At 63.1% G+C, this 22,041-nt stretch carries 19 protein-coding genes and 4 pseudogenes; 14 read left to right on the top strand and 9 right to left on the bottom strand.

The features are described 5' to 3' along the window. Positions 1–283: 283 nt before the first annotated feature. The 3 genes and pseudogenes from BVER_RS33390 (at position 284) to BVER_RS33380 (ending at position 1,681) form a co-directional block, all read left to right on the top strand. Complete coding sequence (locus BVER_RS33390) at positions 284–727, top strand: Hpt domain-containing protein (protein ID WP_332309067.1); 444 nt, start codon at positions 284–286, stop codon at positions 725–727. A gap of 2 nt (positions 728–729) precedes the next feature. Then, a pseudogene (locus BVER_RS33385) lies at positions 730–1,032 on the top strand (response regulator); the annotation flags it as partial. A gap of 112 nt (positions 1,033–1,144) precedes the next feature. Next, the gene (locus BVER_RS33380; protein WP_232316387.1) at positions 1,145–1,681 is read left to right on the top strand and encodes a diguanylate cyclase; all 537 of its coding nucleotides are present in this window, start codon (positions 1,145–1,147) and stop codon (positions 1,679–1,681) included. Here the strand turns inward: BVER_RS33380 and BVER_RS04830 are convergent. Beyond that, positions 1,616–2,254, bottom strand: a complete 639-nt coding sequence (locus tag BVER_RS04830; RefSeq protein WP_232316381.1) for a response regulator transcription factor — start codon at positions 2,252–2,254, stop codon at positions 1,616–1,618. The genes BVER_RS33380 and BVER_RS04830 overlap by 66 nt on opposite strands. Further along, entirely contained in the window at positions 2,251–2,571 is a 321-nt protein-coding gene (locus tag BVER_RS33375; RefSeq protein WP_232316380.1) for a response regulator, read from the bottom strand. The genes BVER_RS04830 and BVER_RS33375 overlap by 4 nt, the downstream gene beginning before the upstream one ends. Before the next feature lie 441 nt (positions 2,572–3,012). Here BVER_RS33375 and BVER_RS04825 point away from each other — a divergent pair. After that, a pseudogene (locus BVER_RS04825) lies at positions 3,013–4,391 on the top strand (sigma-54 dependent transcriptional regulator). Here the strand turns inward: BVER_RS04825 and BVER_RS04820 are convergent. Together BVER_RS04820 and BVER_RS04815 are read right to left on the bottom strand one after the other, a co-directional pair. After that, positions 4,333–5,622 (bottom strand): acyltransferase family protein, encoded by a 1,290-nt coding sequence (locus tag BVER_RS04820; protein WP_083452040.1) that lies wholly within the window; start codon positions 5,620–5,622, stop codon positions 4,333–4,335. The pseudogene BVER_RS04825 and the gene BVER_RS04820 overlap by 59 nt on opposite strands. Positions 5,623–5,763: 141 nt before the next feature. Then, positions 5,764–6,945, bottom strand: a complete 1,182-nt coding sequence (locus BVER_RS04815) for an alpha/beta hydrolase (protein WP_198155158.1) — start codon at positions 6,943–6,945, stop codon at positions 5,764–5,766. Between the two features lie 127 nt (positions 6,946–7,072). On the opposite strand from BVER_RS04815, the gene BVER_RS04810 reads away from it, so the two are divergent. Both BVER_RS04810 and BVER_RS04805 read left to right on the top strand, forming a co-directional pair. Continuing rightward, positions 7,073–7,951, top strand: coding sequence for an isocitrate lyase/PEP mutase family protein (locus tag BVER_RS04810; RefSeq protein ID WP_050452314.1), 879 nt, complete (start codon positions 7,073–7,075; stop codon positions 7,949–7,951). 94 nt (positions 7,952–8,045) lie between these two features. Further along, positions 8,046–8,339 carry a DUF1330 domain-containing protein gene (locus BVER_RS04805; RefSeq protein ID WP_050452339.1) on the top strand — a complete coding sequence of 98 codons (294 nt, stop codon included), beginning with the start codon at positions 8,046–8,048 and terminating at the stop codon, positions 8,337–8,339. Positions 8,340–8,385: 46 nt separating this feature from the next. Here the strand turns inward: BVER_RS04805 and BVER_RS04800 are convergent. Next, positions 8,386–9,108: pseudogene (locus BVER_RS04800) on the bottom strand (haloacid dehalogenase type II). A 69-nt stretch (positions 9,109–9,177) separates the two neighbouring features. Next, positions 9,178–10,770 carry an alpha,alpha-trehalase TreA gene (treA, locus tag BVER_RS04795; RefSeq protein ID WP_050452313.1) on the bottom strand — a complete coding sequence of 531 codons (1,593 nt, stop codon included), beginning with the start codon at positions 10,768–10,770 and terminating at the stop codon, positions 9,178–9,180. A gap of 297 nt (positions 10,771–11,067) precedes the next feature. Between treA and BVER_RS04790 the strand changes: the two genes are divergently transcribed. After that, positions 11,068–11,358 (top strand): hypothetical protein, encoded by a 291-nt coding sequence (locus BVER_RS04790; RefSeq protein ID WP_050452312.1) that lies wholly within the window; start codon positions 11,068–11,070, stop codon positions 11,356–11,358. 288 nt (positions 11,359–11,646) lie between these two features. After that, a complete protein-coding gene (locus BVER_RS04785; protein ID WP_083452043.1) occupies positions 11,647–13,023 on the top strand; it encodes a GntT/GntP/DsdX family permease in 1,377 nt (458 codons plus the stop codon). A gap of 10 nt (positions 13,024–13,033) precedes the next feature. Here the strand turns inward: BVER_RS04785 and BVER_RS04780 are convergent, their stop codons facing one another. Then, positions 13,034–14,170 carry an aldose epimerase family protein gene (locus BVER_RS04780; protein WP_050452310.1) on the bottom strand — a complete coding sequence of 379 codons (1,137 nt, stop codon included), beginning with the start codon at positions 14,168–14,170 and terminating at the stop codon, positions 13,034–13,036. A 148-nt stretch (positions 14,171–14,318) separates the two neighbouring features. Here BVER_RS04780 and BVER_RS32340 point away from each other — a divergent pair, with 148 nt between their 5' ends. The 5 genes from BVER_RS32340 to BVER_RS04770 all read left to right on the top strand — a co-directional run bounded on the left by BVER_RS32340 (position 14,319) and on the right by BVER_RS04770 (position 17,966). Beyond that, entirely contained in the window at positions 14,319–14,495 is a 177-nt protein-coding gene (locus BVER_RS32340; protein WP_198155157.1) for a hypothetical protein, read from the top strand. A gap of 228 nt (positions 14,496–14,723) precedes the next feature. Continuing rightward, the gene (locus tag BVER_RS33370) at positions 14,724–15,149 is read left to right on the top strand and encodes a PAS domain-containing protein (RefSeq protein WP_232316379.1); all 426 of its coding nucleotides are present in this window, start codon (positions 14,724–14,726) and stop codon (positions 15,147–15,149) included. 70 nt (positions 15,150–15,219) lie between these two features. Beyond that, positions 15,220–15,423 carry a hypothetical protein gene (locus BVER_RS33365; RefSeq protein ID WP_232316378.1) on the top strand — a complete coding sequence of 68 codons (204 nt, stop codon included), beginning with the start codon at positions 15,220–15,222 and terminating at the stop codon, positions 15,421–15,423. Continuing rightward, positions 15,420–17,330 carry a PAS domain-containing hybrid sensor histidine kinase/response regulator gene (locus tag BVER_RS04775; RefSeq protein WP_232316377.1) on the top strand — a complete coding sequence of 637 codons (1,911 nt, stop codon included), beginning with the start codon at positions 15,420–15,422 and terminating at the stop codon, positions 17,328–17,330. Before BVER_RS33365 ends, BVER_RS04775 begins: the two co-directional genes overlap by 4 nt. Positions 17,331–17,378: 48 nt before the next feature. After that, complete coding sequence (locus BVER_RS04770; protein WP_050452309.1) at positions 17,379–17,966, top strand: peroxidase-related enzyme; 588 nt, start codon at positions 17,379–17,381, stop codon at positions 17,964–17,966. Between the two features lie 10 nt (positions 17,967–17,976). Here the strand turns inward: BVER_RS04770 and BVER_RS04765 are convergent, their stop codons facing one another. Both BVER_RS04765 and BVER_RS04760 read right to left on the bottom strand, forming a co-directional pair. Next, positions 17,977–19,785: a GGDEF domain-containing protein gene (locus BVER_RS04765; RefSeq protein ID WP_050452308.1), complete on the bottom strand. Its 1,809-nt coding sequence runs from the start codon at positions 19,783–19,785 to the stop codon at positions 17,977–17,979. 121 nt (positions 19,786–19,906) lie between these two features. After that, positions 19,907–21,025, bottom strand: a complete 1,119-nt coding sequence (locus BVER_RS04760) for a 3-deoxy-7-phosphoheptulonate synthase (RefSeq protein ID WP_050452307.1) — start codon at positions 21,023–21,025, stop codon at positions 19,907–19,909. A gap of 176 nt (positions 21,026–21,201) precedes the next feature. Here BVER_RS04760 and BVER_RS04755 point away from each other — a divergent pair. After that, positions 21,202–21,874 (top strand): annotated as a pseudogene (locus tag BVER_RS04755) (HAD family hydrolase). The last annotated feature ends 167 nt before the right edge of the window (positions 21,875–22,041 follow it).

Genomic DNA, 22,041 nt, shown 5'->3' with positions numbered 1-22,041 from the left:
AACGATCACGTCGGCAAGCCGATCGACGTCGAACGGCTGGTGGCGGTGCTGCGTCAGCAGGTCGGGCTCGACACCGTGCAGGACGAACCGGCCGATGCCGCATCGCAGAGTCAGGACGACGACACGCTCACCGAGCCTTACGATTCGATCGTCACGCGCTTCGGCGGCAATGTCGATCTGATTCGCAGCTCGCTGGACGGCTTCGGCGCGCAGACCGAGAAGCAGCTGACGCGCCTCGCCGCCCTGCTCGCGGCCGGCCCGCGATGTTTCCGGCGCGGCCTCCGTGCTGCACGGCGTGAAAGGCACGGCGGGCACCGTGGGCGCAACCGTGCTGGCCAAGCTTGCCAGCAAGCTCGAACGCGATCTGCTCGATACCGGCGACACCGCCCGCACGCTCGCGTCCGTCGCGGAAAACGTGCCGCGCATGCAGCGGCTGCTGGCGGCCAGCGCCGAGCGTCTGACGAATGCGTTCGCGCACGCAAAGCCCGCATCGCGCGAGCCCGCCTATGTCGAGCCGATCGCCGACGACGCCTGGCGCGACCGGCTTCATGCGATCGTCACGCTGCTCGACTCATCGAACCTGCAAGCGATTGCGTTGTCAGAGAATCTATCGCCGCATACGCCGGACACGCATCGCGCCGACTTCGAACGCTTCCTCGCACGCGTTCGGGCGCTGGATTTCCCGCGTGCGTCCGCCATCGCGCGGGAACTGCTGGAGCAAGCCTGATCATGGAAGCGCTGCTGCAAAGCTGGCTACTGCATGCGAATCGTCGGCCCAAGCTGCTGATCGCCGATGACCAGCCGGTGAATATTCGCGTGCTGTACGAGCTGTTCCGCCACGAGTGCGACGTGTTCATGGCGACCACCGGCGCGCAGGCCGTGCAGATCGCGCAGGCGGAATCGCCCGATCTCATCCTGCTCGATGTCGTGATGGACGATCTCGACGGCCACGAGGTCTGCCGCCGTCTCAAGGCCGATCCGCTGACAAGCGATGTGCCGGTGATTTTCATCACGGCGCAGGATCGCGAAGACGACGAGGTGCAGGCGCTCGAACTCGGCGCGGTGGATTTTCTGAGCAAGCCGATCAATCCGGTCATCGCGCGCGCGGGTGCGCACGCATCTGACGCTCAAGCTGCAAGGCGACATGCTGCGTGCCAATGCGCTGCTCGACGGCCTGACCGGCGTCGCGAATCGCCGCAAGTTCGACGAAGACCTGTATGCCGACTGGCGGCATTGCGCGCGCGAAGGCGCGTCGCTCGCGCTCTTGCTGGTCGATGTCGATTACTTCAAGCGCTTCAACGATCAATACGGCCATCAGGCCGGCGACGCGTGCCTCAAGTCGATTGCGAAGGCGCTCGTGCAAGCCTTGCGCTGCCCTTACGACAAGGTCGCGTGTTATGGCGGCGAAGAATTCGCGTGCCTTTTGCCGAATACCGATTTGTCGGGCGCGCAGTCGATCGCGCAACGCATGGTCGATCAGGTGCGCGCGCTCGCGATCGAACATCTGCCGTCCGGCGTCGATCCGCACGTGACGATTTCGGTCGGCGTGGCGGCCCTGCACGCGGCCGCCGCCGACGCCTCGCCCACCGATCTGCTCAAGGCCGCCGACCTGGCGCTATACGAAGCGAAACGCGCTGGACGCGCGCGCATTGCCTGCGCGCCGTCCGCGTCGATCGAATGACGCGCTAGCGCGCGCGTTCGGAAACGGATGCACGCTCGCGTGCTTCGACGGATCGAGCAGCGCGCGAATCTCCTCTTCCGCGCGCAGCGCCGAGGCGAGCGCGGCACGCATGCGCGCCTGCAAAATCGCCGAGCGCACCGGATGCGCGATCATATCGGCCGCGCCGGCATCAAGCGTGGCGCGTTCCGTGCCGATATCACGGTTATCGGCCAGCACGACGACCGGCACATGCGGATGCGCCGCGAGTAGCGCGCGCACGGCATCGCCGGTATCGCCCGCGCAGCAACGCGCGTCGAGCACGATGATGCCCGGCGGCGTGTCGCGCGCCGTGACCAGCGCGCTCGCGCAGTCGCTCGCGAGATCGAGCGCGCCGATGGCTTCGAGCGCGTCGTGATGCGTGTCGGCGGTGGATTTATCGAGAATGGCAAGCACGCGCGTGCTGGCTTGCGGCGGCTCGATAGTCGCGCCGCCACCGTGTTGCAGACGCGCCGCGATGTCCTGCACGCGCTGACGCGGCCGCAGTTGCGCACGCACGCGCGCCTGCAGACGCGCGGCGACGAGCGGCTTGATCACGTATAGTCGGACGCGCCCATGCGGAAGGCGTCGGCTTCGAGCGCGGGCGCATCGTGGCTCGTGACGAAGATGACGGGCACGTTGGCGAGCTTCGCGTCGCGTTTGAGGACTTCGCAGACGTCGAAGCCGGTCATGTTCGGCAGGTTGGCGTCGAGGAGAATCAGATCGGGCATGGATTCGCGGGCCAGTGCAATGGCCGACTCGCCGCTCGTGGCGAAACGCTGGTCGGGGAACTCGGCGAGCATTTCGCCGACGATGCGAATCATCGCGGGATCGTCGTCCACGAGCAACAGGCGCGGCTGGCTGGTCGGGGTCATGGGTTCGGCAGTGTCCATGTTTCGACAGATATTCGTCAGAGGTGAAAGTTCTCGAAGTGCGGGTTGAAGTGCGTATCGCCAGGTTCGAATCGCCGTGTTGATGAACGCGTTTCAGTCTGATGGTTTAATTATCTGATATTTCAGCTAAACGCCAAATCGGGTCGTCACTAATGTACTCACAGAAATTTTCCGCACGATGCGTCGATTCAGTAAAAGCTGCCGACATCATTGCTTAGGCATTTTCATGCGCAAACTGTTTGCTAACGCTTATACCGCATTCTCCATACGAGACAAGCATGTCGAAAAAAATTCCCAAGCGTTTTTAATCGAATTCGGCTGATCAATTCAAACATTCAAATTGCGCCAATCGTTTGCGCCATGTTTTAGGCTGGCCGATAAAAGCGCATACTTGGCGCATATCAAAGAACAACGAGAAAACTCATGAACGGGGAAACAAGAACACTGTATTTCGCCGGTCGGACCGTACCGGAAGATCTATCCGAACGTCTCGGCGCGCGGGGCTGGACGATCGAATATGTCGATCCGGCCAAGCCGCCCAAAAATGGCGGCGCACGCAGCGGCAAGCGCGCGGCGGCGGGCATCGTCGATCTGACGAGCCGCGGCTTTGCGAAGGACACCGGCGCGCTGACCGAATTGCTGTCGTCCATTCAGATCGGCTGGGTCGCGACTGTCGATGCCGAGCATGTCGAGAACCCGGACATCTGCCGTCTGATCCGCGATTTCTGCTTCGATTACGTGACGCTGCCTTCGGGCGCGGACCGTATCGTCGATGCAGTGGGCCATGCATACGGCATGGTGGCACTGCACGACGCCGCAAGCAACGACCCGCGCCGCGACGACGCCAAGGAAAGCGCGATGGTCGGCTCCTGCGACGCGATGCAGGCGCTTTATCGTTCGATTCGCAAGGTTGCGATGACCGACGCGCCCGTGTCATCTCCGGCGAATCCGGCACCGGCAAGGAACTCACCGCGGTCGCCATTCACGAACGTTCGGTGCGTCGCGATCAGCCGTTCGTCGCGATCAACTGCGGCGCGATTCCACCGCATCTGCTGCAATCGGAGCTGTTCGGTTACGAGCGCGGCGCGTTCACGGGCGCGAATCAGCGCAAGATCGGCCGCGTCGAAGCGGCCAACGGCGGCACGCTGTTTCTCGATGAAATCGGCGACTTGCCGCTCGAAAGCCAGGCGAGCCTGTTGCGCTTCCTGCAGGAGCGCAAGATCGAACGGCTCGGCGGACAGACTTCGACCGATGTCGATGTGCGCATCATCTCCGCGACGCACGTCGACATGCAGGCCGCGATGATCGAAGGCCGCTTCCGCGCGGACTTGTATCACCGTCTTTGCGTGTTGCAGATCGACGAGCCGCCGCTGCGCGTGCGCGGCAAGGATATCGAGCTGCTTGCCAATCACATGCTCGAGCGCTTCCGCAAGGATGCGAGCCGCCGTCTGCGCGGTTTCTCGCCGTGCGCGATCGCCGCGATGCATAACTACGGCTGGCCGGGCAACGTGCGCGAGCTTATCAATCGCGTGCGCCGCGCCATCGTCATGTCGGAAGGCCGGCAGATTCTGGCGAGCGATCTCGAACTCGGCGAATACGCCGAAGCGCCGCCGATGACGCTCGCGCAAGCGCGCGAAATGGCGGAGCGTCAGGCGATCGAAGTGGCGCTGCTGCGCCATCGCGGACGCCTCGGCGAAGCGGCCGACGAACTCGGCATCTCGCGCGTCACGCTGTATCGCATGCTTACGGCGTACGGTCTGCGTACGAAGGCCGAACGTCCGCTGGAAGTGTCGGGCGGTTGAGTCGTGCCGTCAGCGTGTCCCGTGCGATGCGTGTATCGCGCATCGCATGGAAACGCCGATCGACCGATGCAAGCAGCCGTCGCGACAAACGCGTCGCGCGTCCCTGAATCAACCGGTCCGATACGCGCGACAACACATACGACGCGAGCAGCACCACGGTAAGCGTCGTCACGTACAGCGCGATCGACGTCTCGTGATCCTCGGCGTGAAAACGGCCTTCGAAGAAATGGAAGGTCACGTACACGCAGATAAAGTGCCACAGATAGATGCCGTAGCTCTCGCGGCCCAGCGCCGCCGCGCATCGACGCACGGCACGTTCGCCCGGCACCGTTCTCTTCTCCCCTTCCGCGCGATGCACGCGCGCGCGCCGCGTGCAGACGAACAGCAGAAACGCCACCGCGCTGCATGCGGCGACGATCGGCGCGAGCGCATGCGCCTTGTCGAGCCACACGCCTAACGCGGCGGTCAACAACGCGAAGCCCGCCGCGAGCGACAGATACATCCACGGCGCGCGGCGCGTCAAGGTCGATGCGCCCAGCAAATGCTCGCGAAACGCATACCATCCCCACATCCCGACGATAAAGCACGGTCCCTGCACGGGCGGCCAGAAATAGCTGAACGAGTTGTTGTGGACGTTGCATTCGAGCGTGCCGTTGCAATCGCTCATCGATAAAACGGCGGCGGATACGGCGAGCAGCACGACGGTCGCGAACATCAAGCGCACGCGATTCATCGCGAGGAAGAACAGCAGCGGCGCGATCATGTAGAACAGCATTTCGACGCCGATCGACCAGCCGCCGGGCACCACGTTGTTGATCGCCGTCGGCGACAGCGCATGCAGGAACAGCATGTTGAGCAGCACATCGACGGGACCGTGCACGCCCAGAACCCATGCCCGCTCGATACCCGAACGCGCCGCGCCGTAACTGATCAGCCCGTAGATCGCGATGGCCGCGTAATAGAGCGGCGCAATGCGGAAGAAACGTTTGATATAGAAACGCAAGGTGACATGACGCACGCCCGCGCAGCGAGCGTGATCCGTTTCGAGCGTCATGAAAATGGTGATCGCGCTGATCACGAAGAAAAGCTGTACGCCGTATTGCCCCATGCGCGCCATCAGCGTGACGCCGCCGGGCAGATTGGGAAACTGGAACGACAAATGTACGGCCACTACCCCGACGATCGCGAGCGCCCGGCCTGCATCGAGCGCGGCAACGCGGTTGTTGTCCATCGGTATTCTCCTCTTGGTTCACGCGCCTTTTATGAATGGCGGGCGCGCGGTGCGTGGACCAAAAGAAAAATGCCTAAGTTCCGATCGTTTCTTTTCGTAGGATGCAGTTACAAGATGAAACGGTTTCAGTTTTCGTGCATATCAGAAGTCCGGCGATTCCTGCCTGAGAAAGCGCACGATGCGATTCGCCACCGTCTTCGGCTGCTCCTGCTGCACCGAATGCCCCGCGCCCTCGATCAGATGCACGTTGCGAAAGCGCGTGCAGACGCGCACGCGCATCTGTTCGACATCGCCGGGGCGCTGGTACACGCCCCAGTCGCTGCTGCCCGCGATGAAACACGCGGGCACATCGATCGTGCAGCCGGACCACAGGCGTAGCGCGGCGACGAAGCGCTCGTCGGTGCCGCATCGATACCAGTTGAGGCCGCCCTGAAAACCCGTGCGCGCGTATTCGCTCGCGTAGATCGCGAGTTCGTCATCCGAAAGCCAAGCGCAGCGCGCGACGTGCTCTGCATCGGGCATATGCTCGGCGACGGTCTCGGGCATGGTGCGATCCGCCTGCATCACGTAATACGCCGGCAATTGCGCCAGTTCCTGCGCCGACATTTCCTTGAGCGGATGCGTCTGATTGCCGGACCAGTCCGCGCTCTTCATATGGAAGTAGGCACGAAGAAACGCGGCGAGTCCTTGAGGCGCGCGCAGCATGTCGTCGTTCGCCTGTGGTCCCGAGTAATACCACTGATAATGCTTGCGCGGCGGCGTGAGCGTGGCGAGTCCCGCGACGGCATGCGCCATCGCGGCAGCAGGCGATTCGGCCGGCTCGTGCGGCAGATCGTCCGATGCGCCGCCGAACGCGAAAGTCGGCGGTCCCGCGAAGGGCGCGCTCATCATCACGACGGCGGCGAACACATCGGGCCGAATCAGCGCGCACCATGCCGCGACCGGCGAACCGAAGTCATGTCCGACGACCGCCGCGACGCGGCCGATGCCCAGCGCCGACAACAGGCCGAGCACATCGCGCACGAGGTTCGGGAATGCGAAGGCATCGAGATCGTTCGTGCCGTACGATGCATCGCCGCCCGTGGTGCGGCCATAGCCGCGCTGATCCGGCGCGATCACGCGATAGCCCGCATCGGCCAGCGGCAGCATCAGCTTGCGCCAGCTATAAGCGAGTTCGGGAAAGCCGTGCAGCAACACGATGCACGGACGCCCCGACGTTTCGAAACCCGCCTCGAGCACATGCATAGCGAGGCCATTGCCGTTATCGACGATGCGCGAGCGGATGCGCTCCGGCAAGGGCAGATCCTTCAGCGGTTCATTCATGCGATGCTCCTGTTTCGTTCGTGCTCATTGTCCATCCAGACGCGCGATCATGCTGCGTGCATCGTGCGGAAGCTTTAGCATGACGGAGGCGCCCAGCGCTCATTCCAACTTTTGCGGACCTCAAGCCATGACCACCACTTCCTCCCGCCGCGCCGCGTTTCGCGAACGCGTGAACGCGCGCAATGCCCTGCTGCTGCCGGGCGCGTTCAACGCGATGAGCGCGCGCGTCGCCGCCGATCTCGGTTTCGAAGCGCTCTACATCACGGGCGCGGGCGTCACCAACATGTCGCTCGGCTTGCCGGATCTGGCGTTTATCGGGCTGACGGAAATCGCGGAGCATACCTCACGCATCCGCGATGCGGTGGACCTGCCGCTGATCGTCGACGCCGATACGGGCTTCGGCAATGCGGTAAACGTGCGTCATACGGTGCGCACGCTGGAGCGCGCCGGCGCCGATGCGATCCAGCTCGAAGATCAGGTGATGCCGAAAAAATGCGGCCACTTCGCGGGCAAGGGCGTCATCACGACGAGCGAAATGGTCGGCAAGATCCGCGCGGCGGTCGATGCGCGCGAGGACCCGAACTTTCAGATCATCGCGCGCACGGATGCCTGTGCGGTCGAAGGCTTCGATGCGGCGATCGAGCGCGCGCGCGCTTTCGTCGACGCGGGCGCGGACATTCTCTTTATCGAAGCGGTGGAAACGCCGGAACAGATCGCGTCCTTGCCCAAGCTGCTCGATGCACCACAACTCATCAATATCGTGATCGGTGGCAAGACGCCCGTCACGGGCCGCGACGAACTCGCGCAACTCGGCTTCAGTCTCGTGCTGTACGCCAATACCGCACTGCAAGGCGCGGTGCGCGGCATGCAGACGGCGCTCTCCGGTCTCAAGCAGCAAGGCCGGCTCGATGAAGACCCAGCTATCGTCGCACCATTCGCGGAACGTCAGCGGCTAGTGAACAAGCCCTTCTTCGACGAACTCGATCGCAAGTACGCCGCCGATTGAAGACGAGCGAAGACATCAAGCGATTCTTTGCTATGCTGGCCGACGCACCGAACGCATCGCGGCACGCGCCGCACAACGAACATAGGAGATGGACATGGCAAAAGGATATTGGGTCAGCGCATACCGAAAGATCAACAAGCCCGAACAGGTGCAGGAATATTCGAAGCTCGCGACGGAAGCCATCAAGGAACACGGCGGCCGTCCGCTCGTGCGCGGTACCGCTGCAATGACGCAAGGCTACGGCATCAAGGAGCGCACCGTGTTGATCGAATTCGATTCGCTCGATCAGGCCATCGCGACCTTCAATAGCGCAAAGTATCAGGAAGCGCTGAAAGTGCTCGGCGATGCATGCGAGCGCGACTTCCGTATCGTCGAAGGCATTGCCTGACGATAAGCGATGACGGCTAACACGCCGTCATCGCGTTTTGACTCAACTAGGCACCGGCCGCATCGGCGAGTTCGTCGATGCCTTTGACGATCACATCCCAATCGCTGTCGGCTTCGAAATCCCTGACCTGTTTCGGGCCATGCTCGTAAGGCCGCGCGATAAACGCGGTTTTGAGCCCGCATGATCGCGCCGCCGCGAGATCGTCGTTATGGGCGGCGACGAAGCACACTTCCTCGGGCTGCATCATCAGCGCGTCGACCGTGCGCTCGTAGACCTCGCGATTCGGCTTGAAGCTGCGCGCGATCTCCGCGCCGAGGATCGTGTCCCACGGCAGGCCGCCGTGCTTCGCCATATCGACCATCAAGCGAATATTGCCGTTCGATGCCGGCGCGATGATGTGCCGCGCCTTCAATCGCGTCAGGCCCGGCACCGAATCCGGCCACGGATCCAGCCGATGTCACGCGAGATTCAGTTCGTCGAGCGCGTCCTTCGGGACCGCTTGCGGATCGGCGCAGAAATCCGCCAGCAAGTCGTCGAGATTCTCGCGATGCAGCACGTCGAGTCGCACGAACGGCCGCTCGCCGCTGCGCACTTTTTTCATCGCGGGGACGTAGCGGCTGCGCCAGGCACCGGCGAAATCGTCGGCTTGCGCGCAGGGCTTGCCATAGCGCTGCAGAAACGGCGCGGCCTCGCGCGCGACGCCGCCGCGCCAGTCCACCACGGTGCCGAATACATCGAATACGAATGCCTTTACGTTGGGAAGCGTCACGGACGTTCTCTCCGATATCGAACTACGTTGCAGTGTAGCGAGTTCTCCGCGACGCCTCCTCGACCGCGCTTACTGCCCCGGCGCGTACAGATCCAGCAGGCGCAGCGTCACGCCGTTGGTCCATCCGAAGCCATCCTGCAGCGGATATTCGCCGCCACCGCCGCCGCCCGTTCCCGCGCCTTCCACGACATACTTCTCGACCAGCTTGTGTTCGGTGTCGTAGACGTGATTGACGTCGCTCAGAAAGCGCGTGCCGATCTGTTGCGCGAGATCGGCGCGGCCATAGCGGCGCAGGCTCTGCACGGCGATCCAATGCAACGGCGCCCAGCCGTTCGGCGCGTCCCATTGCTGCGTGGTGTTGAACGTCGTCGTCGCGAGGCCGCCTTGCTTCAGCAACACGGTCTCGGCCGTGCGCGCGGTCTTGTACGCGCGATCCGGCCACGCCGCATTCGCAAATAGCGGATACAGCATCGCCGCCGACGGATTATTGCGCGGCTGCCCGAGCTTCCAATCGTAGTCGCCGTAATAGCCGTTTTCATTCCACAGATAACGATTGATGCCGATGGCGCGCCTGGCCGCCTGCCGAATGTAATCGCCGACGCAGCGGAAGTCGCGCGCCTCGCCGCAAGCGATCGCGATGGTCGTCTCGAGATGGAACATCAGGCTGTTGAGATCGACCGGTACGATCGATGTCGTGCGGATCGACGTCAGCGTCTGGTTGTCGCCGAACCAGCGCGAACTGAAATCCCAGCCGCTTTCCGCCGCCGCGCGCAGATCGCGATACACCTCGTTCTTCGGGCGGCCCGGCACCATCGCCGCCGTCTGCACGTCTTCGAGATACGACTCGTCGCGCGGCGTGTCGCTTGCATCCCAATAGCGATTGAGGACGGTGCGATCCGGCATCATCACGACATTGCGCACCGCGCCGCCGGGTTGCAGACTGTCAGCGCCCTGCATCCAGTACGCATGTTCGCGGCGCAGTTGCGGCAAGTACTTCTGATAGACGCGACCGCCCTCTTTGCGCGCGGCCAGTTCCACCATGTACGAGAAAAACGGCGGCTGCGAACGGCTCACGTAATACGTGCGATTGCCGTTGGGAATATGGCCGATGGTATCGATCAGATACGCGAAGTTGTCGAGCATGTTGTCGACGAGATCTTCGCGGCCGGCTTCCTGCAAGCCGAGCATCGTGAAATAGGTGTCCCAATAGTAGCCCTCGCGAAAACGTCCGCCGGGCACGACATAAGGCTTGGGCATCGGGATGAGCGAACTGTAGGGCGGCGCGGTGGTCGTCGTGCGCGTGAGTTGCGGCCATAACCAGTCGATGTGTTCGCGCAAGGTCTGATTGGCGGGCGGCGTGAAGTACTGGTTGACGAAGGCCTTGAGCGAGAAGTTCGGCGCGAGCTTCTGCTGCTCGTAAAGCTGGACGATCTGCGCAGGCGCCATCTTCGGCGTCGAGTCGACGAAAGTCTTCTGATCGGGAAAGATCTGCGCCGTTTGCACCGCGACGAACAGATCGCCGTATAGCTCGCTCGGTGGTGGCTGCAATGGCGCCAATGTCTGCGTATCCGCATAAGCCGCGGTACTTGCTGCACCGAACAAAATCCAGGCGCCCAACACGCTGCGCGCGCGATACCTGTGCTGCCTCGTCAGTACGATCATGCTCACTCCTTCCAAGGGTGATGAACCGGACTGGTCTCCCACGGCTTTATGGTTGCTATGGCTGCTGTTTTCTGGGCACGGCGAAGCATCGCACGGCATGCAAGCGCCAAGCAAGCGTTACGGATAAGCATCGAGTCATCCTCAATGTCGGAGCGATGCGGGCATGCCGAATGCTGAGCGCGGCCTTCAAGTTTCTCCACAATGCGCCGTATACATTGCTAAGCGGCCCCGAACCGGGCGCTCGCTTCATACGGCATGCAGAGGAACAAAAAAGGAAAACAGTGCGGGCAGACTGAGATGAAAAAATCGCAAGCCCTCGACTATCCGGCAAGCACGCGCGCGACGCTCAAGCCCGCGCGCGGCGCGGACGCGCAACTCGATCATCTGGAATACATGATCACGTCCTTCGTCAACTCGACGGAGATCGCGCCGCTCGGCTGCCTCGATCGCCCTTACTGGCGCATGCGCCTGCGCGTGCTGTCGGAGGAGAACGACCTCGTTTCCGTGCAGCGGGCGCGCGTGCTCAAGCTGCTGGACATGCTGGATCAGACGGAGCGCAAGACCGGGCCGGAGCAGGAAGCGGCCTGAACGCATCGCGCGTTAGTTTTCCGCTCACCGCTCGATTGCATGCAAAATGCCGGCCGCGCCGGTTGGCATCCTGCATGCAAAACACAAAACGCCTGCTCAGACGCAGCCGCAACGGCCGCACTGAACCGCGCGGTTTTTGACCGATATCTCAAAAAGTGCTATTACGACGGGGCTTCACGCCCGACATGTCGCGCCATCGCGCGCACGGCATGTAAAACGAAAGCAACAACGAAAGTAAATCGTAATCGCATCGGCATGCTCGCCGATCTGCATCAGCACAAGGTCAACGTGAATCCAACGACAACTCTCGCCGCGTGGTCCGCTCACGACACCCAGCTTTTGATCGCCTGCGCGCTCGGGCTCGCCATCATCATCGTTTCCATCGGCGTGCTCAAACTCGCGCCGTTCCTGTCGATACTCGTCGGCACCTTCGTCGCGGGCTTCGCCGCGCATCAACCGCTCGAAGCGATCTCGCAAGCGTTCAGCAAGGGCGCGGGCGCGCTGCTCGGCGATGTCGGCATCATCATCGCGCTGGGCGCCATGCTCGGCGCGCTGATGACCGAATCCGGCGCGGCCAATCGCCTCGTCACCACGCTGCTCGATCACTCGACGCCCAAAACGCTGCCGTGGATGATGGCCGCCGTCGCGATCATCGTCGGGCTGCCGCTGTTCTTCGAAGTCGGCCTCGTGATGATGGTGCCGATCATCTTCGTGATGGCGCGCCGCTCGAAGCAGCCGATTCTGCGCATCGCCATACCCGCGCTCGCCGGGATGACGACCTTGCACGCGCTGTTGCCGCCGCATCCGGGACCGCTGATCGCGGTGAGCGCGCTGCATGCGGACCTGGGCCTGACGCTCGGCCTCGGCCTGATCGTCGCGCTGCCCGCCGTCGTGCTGGCCGGGCCGTTGTACGGCATGTTCATCTCGAAGCGTCTGCATGTGGAAGAGCCCGAGGAAATGGGCAAGCTTTTCACCGAGCAGGCGGGCGGCGCGTCGCAGCCGAGCTTTGCGATCTCGCTCGTCACCATCCTGTTGCCCGTCGTGATGATGCTGGGCCGCACCGTCGCCAAGCTCGCGCTGACGAAAGACACGCTGCTGTACGACGCGCTCGATTTCGTCGGCGAGCCGCTGGTGGCGCTTGCGCTGACCGTGCTGTTCGCCATCGTGATGCTCGGCTGGTCGCGCGGCATGGCGCGCGATCGCGTCGGCGGAATTCTGCGCAAGAGCTTGCCGCCGATAGCCGCGCTCCTGCTGACCATCGGCGCGGGCGGCGGCTTGAAGCAGATGCTGGTCAACGCGGGCATCAGCGCGACCATCGGCAAGATCGCGGTCGGCGCGCATTTGCCCTTGCTGCTGCTGGCGTGGCTGATCGCGGTGGCGCTGCGTCAGGCGACCGGATCCGCGACAGTTGCGACCACGACGACGGCGGGCATCGTGGCGCCGGTGGTGAGCGGCCTGTCCGCGACGCACAACTCGCTGATGGCGCTGGCGATCGGCGCGGGCTCGGTGTTCTTTTGCCACGTCAACGACGCGGGCTTCTGGATGGTCCGCGAATACTTCGGCCTCAAGTTGAAGCAGACGGTCGCGGTGTGGTCGGTGTTGCAGACCATCGTGTCGGTGGTGGGACTCGTGCTGAGGCTGGTGCTGTGGAACGTGCTGACCTGACGCGCTCGCCTTATCGAACCCCAAACTTCCACACCGTTACCTCGTGATATTCCTCGCCGGGCTTGAGCTCGGTCGACGGAAACGCCGGATGATTCGGCGCATCGGGAAAATGCTCGGCTTCCAGCGCGAAGCCGTCCGTCTGCCGATACGCCGAACCCGACTTGCCGACGGCGCTGCCGTCGAGCCCGTTCGACATGTAGAACTGCAAGCCGGGCTGCGTCGTGTAGAAATCGAGCACGCGGCCGCTGGCGGGATCGTAGGCGCGCGCGGCGAAGGCGGGTTCGTCGTTGCGTGGGCCGTTTTTATTGAGCTTCCAGTTGTGGTCGTAACCGCGCGCGTATCGCATCTGCGGGAACGACGAACGCAGACGCGCGCCGATCAGCGTCAACGCGCGCAGATCGAGCGGCGTGCCTTCGACCGATGCGATTTCGCCGGTCGGGATGGAATCGGCGCGCGTCGGCGTATAACTCGACGCCGCGATCATGATCAGCTGATTCTCGACGCTGCCGCTGCCTTCGCCCGCCAGATTGAAATAACTGTGATTGGTGAGATTGACGACCGTCGGCTTGTCCGTCTTCGCGCGATAGTCGATGCGCACTTCGTTGTCTTCGGTCAACGTGTAGGTGACATCGACGGTCAGCGTGCCGGGAAAACCGTTCTCGCCATCGGGACTGACATAGCGCAGTTGCAGGCCCGCGCCCTTCGCGCCCTGAAACGTCTTCACCACGCTCCATATTTTCTCGTCGAAACCGTGCGGGCCGCCGTGCAAGGTATTGGGCGGCTCGTTGACAGGCAGATGATAGGTCTGCCCTTGCAGCACGAATTGCCCGCCCGCGATGCGATTCGCATAGCGCCCGATCAACGCGCCGAAATGGATCTTGCCGTTATTACGCTCGTAATCATTGAGCGAAGCGAAGCCCAGCACGATATCCGCGCGATGCCCGTATCGATCCGGCACTTCGAGCCGCGTAACGATGCCGCCGTATGTGATGCAGTTCATCGTCACGCCGCGCGTGTTGGCGAGCGTGTATTGCACGACCGCCTGCCCTTGTTGGGTCGTGCCGTAAGGCGCCGATCCGATCGATGCGGCTTGCGCGTCGACGGACGAAATGGCGGCGCAGAGCAATAGCGTTTTAAGCGGCTTCATAACGGAGTAAGCAGCGTGCAATAAGAACGCCACGCGATAGCATTCGCTATGCCCAGGCTTCGGCGGCGGCGCGAAGGACAAAGTTTAGGCACGCCTCATGCGCACAGGTTGCGCCCTGATTACAGCCATCATCAATGGAGGTGTGCAGATGAGCGAACAGCACGACCGTACGACGCCGCCGAAGCAGACGCCCGAGGATCCCAATCTCGCGGATCGCCGCTTGAGCGAGGAACAGCGCCGCAACGCGAAAAATCAGCCGGCGCCACCGGAACCCGGCAAGGGCCGCGACTTGCCCGATCCCAAGGATGTCGGCGAAGCGGGCTGATTGAGCGCAACGAGACACAACGATTCAGACCGATCGTGCTATTTCGGCAGATGCCAAAAGACGCATCGGATGGCCGATCGGCAAGACTTGCTGCCGCTGTATGCAATGTGCAGCGATGGGCGGCTTAGCCCTATGGCTTTTGTTGTATGGTATCCCTAATCTATTGCTGAACTTCTAGGGGCGCGCCTGGCGACGCATCGCGCCACATCATTCGAAGCAAGGACGCACATGTACGATCCTGCTCATTTTTTACCGTCGTTCGTCTGGCGCGCGGCACGCGACGGGAGCATTCAGTACGGCAACCCCTGGGCTTGCCGATATCTCGGTATCGCCGCTCCCGACCTGGTCGGGCGGCATTGGCAAGCGTTCGTCCATCCCGAGGATGTCCAGCCCGTGCTCGACGCATTACGCCAGATGCGCGACGGCACGCTGCTGCGCAATGTCGACGTGCGTCTATTGCGCGCGGACGGCACGTTTCGCTGGCATACGCTGCATCTGCAGGCGCGTCGCGACGAGGACGGACAGATCAACGATACGGTCGGCGTCGCGATCGACGTGCACGAGTGCCGTCACGCATGGGCGATGTACGAGGCCGGCGAACGGCGTTTGAAAGCCGCCTTCGCGCGCGCATGGGCGCGTGGGAATGGGACATGAAGACCCGCGTCGTGCGCATGACCGCGCAACTCGCGGCGCTCTACTCGTTTCCGCCCGGCACCGAAGCCGTGTGCTGTCGGAAATCTGGGATCGCGTCGCGCCCGGCTATCGCGAGCCGTTTCAGCGCAAGCTGACCGAAGCGCTGCGCGAAGGCGGTCCGTTCGAATTCGACTTCATGCTGCTCGACGGCGACGAATCCGCGCGCCGCTGGCTGCGCATGCGCGGGCATCCGGAGTTCGATCGTCATGGCGTGCGACGCGCGTGTACGGCGTGAGCTTCGATATCAGCGCGCAACGGGCCGATGAAGAGCGCCTGAGTCTGTCCGAGCGGCGTTATCGCGCGCTGGTCGAATCCACCGGCGCGCTGGTCTGGTCCGCCGATGCCAACGGCGAGATTCGTCCGTCCGGCGGCGAGTGGGAACGCTTCACCGGCGCGCCGCCCGATATGCTCTCCGGCTGGGGCTGGCTCGACTTTATTCATCCCGACGATCGCGACCGCATCCGCGAATCGTGGCTCGATGCCGTCAAGCAAGGCGTCGCGACGACGCTGATCTTTCGCATGCAACGTCTCGATGGCGTGTATCGCACCGTGCAGGCGCATGCCGCGCCGCTGCACGACAGTCGCGGCAATCTGCAGGAATGGTTCGGCACCACCACCGACGTCACCGCGCAATACGAGGCGCAAGCGGCCATCGAGGCGCGCAGCCTGCGTCTGACGGTGGCGATGCAGGCCGCGAAGATTCATATCGTCTCGCTCGAACTGACGACGTGGACCCTGCACTTCGAAACCGGCAGCGAGCCGCTCGTCGATGAAACCATCACGTACGACACGGCCCTCGCGCGCGTGCATCCCGATGACGCGGGCACGCTCGATCGTTATCTGCAACGGCTATCGTCCGGTGAAGATCCGGGCGGTCCGTTCGAGTTTCGCATGCGCAACGTGCACAGCGAGCGCTGGATGCAGGGCAGCGCGCTGCTTCAGCGCGACAATCACGGCGAGCCATTGCGCATCATCGGTTGTCTGATCGATATCACCGATCGCAAGTCGATGGAACTCGCGCTGCGCGAAGCGGGCCGTCGCAAGGACGAGTTTCTCGCAATGCTCGCGCACGAGTTGCGCAATCCGCTTGCGCCGATGCGCACGGCCATCGCGCTGCTGCACAAGGATCGCGAAGTGCAGCCGAACACGCGCGAACTGATCAGCCTGATGAGCCGGCAGGTCGAGCATATGACGCGCATCGTCGACCATCTGCTCGAAGTGTCGCGCATCACGCAGGGGCGCATCGCGTTGCAGCTCGAACCGATTCTCGTGGGCACGGCCGTGTATCACGCGGTCGAGGCCATTGCGGGCATGGTGGAATCGCGCGCGCAGCATATCGCCGTCGATGTCACCGATGTCACGACATGGGTCTGCGGCGACGTCACGCGGCTGTCGCAGATTCTCGTCAACGTGCTCAACAACGCGAGCAAATACACGCCGGAGCAAGGACGCATCACGGTGAGCGTGCATGCGGACGATGCGTCGGTGTCGATCGTCATCGCCGATACGGGCACCGGCATTTCCGCCGATCTGCTGCCGAAGGTGTTCGAATTGTTTTCGCAAGGCGAGCGCACGCTCGATCGGTCGAACGGCGGACTCGGCATCGGCTTGTCGCTGGTGAAGAAGCTGGTCGAGATGCATAAAGGCACGATCACCGTGCACAGTCCGGGGCCGGGTCTCGGCACGACGGTGACGATCAGGCTGCCGCGTCTGCATCATCATGAGCGGCATTCGGCGCATCCGTTATCGGACAACAATGCATCGGAGACGCGACAGGCGCTGCGCATCCTCGTGGTCGACGATAACCGCGACGCCGCCGATTCCCTCGCGATGCTGTGCGAATCGGAGGGACATGTGGCGCGCGTCGCGTATTCGTCGGAGCAGGCGCTCGAAGCGGCCGCGCCGTTCGATCCCGATGTCGCGCTGCTCGATATCGGTCTGCCCGATATCGACGGATACGAGCTCGCGCGGCGGTTGCGGCGCAAGGGGGAAAGTTCGCCGCTCTTGATAGCGGTCACGGGATATGGGCAAGCGGAAGATCGTCTGCGCGCGCAATCGGCGGGCTTCGACTATCACTTCGTCAAGCCTGTGAACGTGGAGAGCTTGCTGAAGCTGTTCGTATCGCTGACGGTGAAGCAGTGACGTGAAGCATAATCAACGCACAATCACCGCACACAACACGGAGACACCATGACCAGCAAGCCGATCAGCCGCTATCCCGTTCCCGAACCGTCGAGCTGGCCCGACGATATCCGCGCGCGCATTCTCGAAGTGCAGGAGAAAGCGGGCTTCGTGCCGAACGTCTTTCTGACGCTCGCGCATCGGCCCGATGAATTCCGCGCGTTCTTCGCCTATCACGATGCGCTGATGCTCAAGGAAGGCGGCCTCACCAAGGGCGAGCGCGAGATGATCGTGGTGGCGACGAGCGCGGTCAACGATTGCCTGTACTGCGTGATTGCACACGGCGCGATCTTGCGCATCTACGAGAAGAATCCGCTGGTGGCGGATCAGGTCGCGATGAATCATCGCAAGGCGGATATCACGCCGCGTCAGCGCGCCATGCTCGATTTCGCACTGAAGGTCTGCACCGAAGCGGGACGTGTCGAGGATGCGGATTTTTCAGCGCTGCGCACGCACGGTTTCAGCGACGAAGACGCGTTGGATATCGCGGCGATCACCGCGTTCTTCGGCTTGTCGAATCGAATGGCGAACGTGATGTCGATGCGGCCGAACGACGAGTTTTATTTGATGGGGCGAGTACCGAAAGAACCGCGATAAGCGCGCACGTTCAATCCATCCCCGCCGCCCTGAACTCCGCCAGTTCGAGCACCGCAAACCCGCTCGCTTCTTTCTTCGCCATCCGCTTGGCGACCGCCGCTGCCGTGCTCACGTGAGCGCTGCCGCGCGCGGCATCCGGACCGATGCGCACCGCGCCCGCCGACAACCGCACGAAGCCGAAGAAAGTCGGACGCGCGAGGCGGTCCTCGCCCTGAATGCCGCCCGCCAGGCGCTCTTCGGGCGAATAGAAACGCTTGATTACTTCGTTGAACATATCGATTGCACGTTCGACGCGCGCACGCCAGTCGTCGCTCTGGAACAGCAGCAGAAAATCGTCGCCGCCGATATGCCCCAGAAAATCGCGCGTCGGCTCGCGTACCGATGCCAGCGTGCTCGCGGTGATCTTCAGCACTTCATCGCCTTGCCAATAGCCGTAGCGATCGTTGAACAGCTTGAAGTGATCGAGATCGAAGTACACCGCGACGAAGGCCGCACCGTTCGCGATCAGGCGGTCGATATGCGAATTGAGCGGCACGTTGCCCGGCAAAAACGTCAGCGGATTCGCGTAGCGCGCCGCTTCGAGCCGCATCTCGGTGACGGCGCGGACCATGCTCGAACCCGTCGCGAGACCTTCGTACACGCCGTCCCGCGTGACGATAAAGCCATCGGACAGTTGCTGATCGTCGTCGGCGAAAAGGTTTGCGATCTGCTCGAGCGTCGAGCCGCGCTCCACGATCAGCGGCTTGAGACTCGCGAACTGCATGCACGGCCGTTTGCCGAACAATTCGCGGTGATACGGCAACGCGTACTGATCCATAAACGCGCGCCGGTTGATCAACGCGACCGGCTTGCCGCCGCCATCGACGATCGCAACCGCGTGCAACGTCGGCGCCTGATTGAACAGCGCGACGACATCGTCGTTGCGCGATTTGACGGTGAGCGTCGGCGCGGCGACCAGCATGCGCTCGAGCATCTCCGCGTTCATGTCGGCGGTCGCGCCCGTGCGCGTATGCGCGGGATACACCGCGATCTGCGCGGAACGCAGCGTGCGCGACACCGCGTCCGGCAAGCGAAGCGCCGGCCGCGCGGCGGGACGTCCGAGCAGAAAACCCTGCGCGCATGCAATGCCCAGATCGCGGACGATTTCCAGGTCGGCTTCGGTCTCGATGCCTTCCGCGATCAGTTGCGCGCCGCTCGCGTTGGCGAACGACACCATCGCTTTCACGGCTTCGAACTTGAGCGCATCGCGCGCGATATCGGAGACGAAGAAGCGATCGATCTTCACGAAGTGCGGCGCGAGCCGTACCCACAGATTCATCGATGCATTCGCCGAACCGTAATCGTCCAGCGCGAATTGCGATCCGGCCGCGCGCAAGGCACGCACGCTCGCGCCGAAACGCTCGGCATCGGCAATCACGCTTTGCTCGGTGAGTTCGACGACCAGACGCCGCGCGTCGAGCCCGCAATCGCGCGCGATATCGCTGGCGGTTTCGCGCGCGTTCGTGCCGGCTTCGATCGCCGATGCGCTGAAGTTGATGAACAGCATGCTCTTGCAATCGAGCGCCGCGAACGCCGCCATGCAGACGCGCGCCGCCGCCTGCTCAAGCTCGATGCCGCGATGCTCGCGCGCCGCCTGCTCGAACAACGCAGCGGGCGATTCCATCGGCGTGCCTTGCGGGCCGCGAATCAGCCCTTCATAGCCGATGATCTCACCATCGGCAAATCGCACGATTGGCTGAAACACAGCCCTGAGCGCGTTCTCCGCGATGAGTTGTTCGATGCTGCGGCGTTGCGTATCGGGAGCGAGGCTTAGGGACATGGGCCTGTATTTCGGCTATCGGTCTATCGTACTGGTTAACGGCCCATGCGTATTACTACTTAAGTGAAGCTTGCGTGAAACGTCGCACCGCATTGGTGCGACGACTGAAACGACCGAACGATTAACCCGCGCGACGCTGCCGCACCGCCTTGGCGAGCAGTTCCAGCACCGGTTCGGTTTGCGTCCAGCCGAGGCAGGCATCGGTGATGGACACGCCGCGCTTGAGCGGCACGCCCGGCTTCTGGTCCTGGCGTCCTCCCTCCAGATGGCTTTCGATCATCACGCCGGTAATGCGCCGTTCGCCCGCCGACAACTGCCCGGCGATATCTTCCGCCACCGCGATCTGCCGCTGATGCGACTTGTTCGAGTTGGCGTGCGAGCAGTCGACCATCACCTGTTCGCGCTGACCGAGCGTTGCCTGCGCGCCGCATGCCGCCGCGACGCTCGCCGCATCGTAATTCGGGCCTTGCTTGCCGCCGCGAAGAATGACGTGGCAATCGTCGTTGCCGCGCGTCTCGAAGATCGCGGCCATGCCCATCTTGGTCATGCCCATGAAGGCATGGCTCGCGCGCGCGGCGACGATCGCATCGGACGCGACCTGCACGCCGCCATCGGTGCCATTCTTGAAGCCGATCGGACACGACAGACCCGACGCCAACTGACGATGACTCTGGCTCTCCGTCGTGCGCGCGCCGATCGCGCCCCACGCGATCAGATCCGCGATGTACTGCGGGCTCAGCAGATCGAGAAACTCGGTGCCGGTCGGCAGGCCGAGCGCGCTGATTTCCAGCAGCAGTTCGCGCGCGCGACGCAGACCTTCGTTGATGCGGAAGCTGCCGTCCAGACGCGGATCGTTGATATAGCCTTTCCAGCCAACCGTCGTACGCGGTTTTTCGAAGTACACGCGCATCACGATCAGCAGATCGTCGCGCAGACGATCGGCGACGGTCTTCAGATGCCGCGCGTAATCCATCGCCTGTTCGTGATCGTGAATGGAGCACGGACCAACCACCACCACGAGGCGGTCATCGCGGCCATGCAGAATATCGGCGATGGCGGCGCGGCTATCTTCGACCAGCGTCTGCACGGTCTGCGTGACCGGCAATTCGTCGAGCAACAGCGCCGGAGAAATCAGCGGACGCACCGCGCCGATGCGCGTGTCGTCGATGCGCGTGGTGTCTTGCGTGGAGTCGGCCACGCCGGTTTCCTGGTCGCGGGAAGGATTGTCGATGCGGCTCAAGGTAGGCTCCGTCATGCGTTATCGATGCAAAATACAGATGTTTTATGCGGGGAATCCGCGTATTGTGGGCCTTGCGGCGCGAACATCCATTATCGCATCTGACGCGGCGGCGACGCCGGATTCGTCTGCCGAAGCGCCGGTATCATGCAGACAGACAGCAACTCAACGGAGCGCACATGCGAATCGAAACATCCTTTCTCTTCGACCTCGACGGCACGCTGGTGGACAGCGTGTATCAGCATGTGCTGGCGTGGAAGGAAGCGCTCGACGCGGAAGGCATCGAGCTGTCCGTATGGCGGATTCATCGCAAGATCGGCATGAGCGGTGGGCTCTTCACCAATCAGCTGCTGCGCGAAACGCATGGCGAGATCAGCGCGGATCGCGTCGAGCGGCTGCGTCAGAAGCATGCGGAAACGTACACGCGGCTGCGCGCGCAAGTGTGTCCGTTGTCGGGCGCGCGAATTGCTCGACGCGCTCACGCAAGCGGGCACCAAATGGGCCATCGCGACCAGCGGACGCATGGAAACCGCCGCCGTGAATCTCGAAGCGCTGGGCGTCGATCCGGCCAAGCAGGTCGTCGTCACGCGCGACATGGTGAAGTACGCCAAGCCCGATCCCGATCTTTTCCTCGCGGCGGCCGCGAAGCTCGGCGTGCCGATCGAGAACACGGTCATGGTCGGCGACAGCATCTGGGACATGCTCGCGGCACGGCGTTGCCGGTCGCTCGGCGTCGGCTTGCTGTCGGGCGGCTACGGCAGCGACGAGCTGAAGCGCTCGGGCGCGCTGCGCGTCTACGAAGACCCCGCCGATCTGCTGCTGCATCTCGACGAGGTCGCGGCGCGTCCGTAACGCGCGTGATCAGAACGATTGCGGTAGGGATGTCCATTATTGAACACCCCCCGCACAGATCCCGGCGTGCCCAATTTAGGCACCGGGCTCCTACCTTGAGTGCTTGACGACAAAGCGCCGATCAGGCCATGGATGAAGAATGCGAGGTTGAGGGAGCCAGGCATCCG

The sequence above is a fragment of the Candidatus Burkholderia verschuerenii genome (genome assembly GCF_001189365.1).
Classification (GTDB): Bacteria; Pseudomonadota; Gammaproteobacteria; order Burkholderiales; family Burkholderiaceae; genus Caballeronia; species Caballeronia verschuerenii.
The sequence above is the reverse complement of the archived record's forward strand: the minus strand, read 5'-3'. Positions and strand labels throughout refer to the sequence as shown.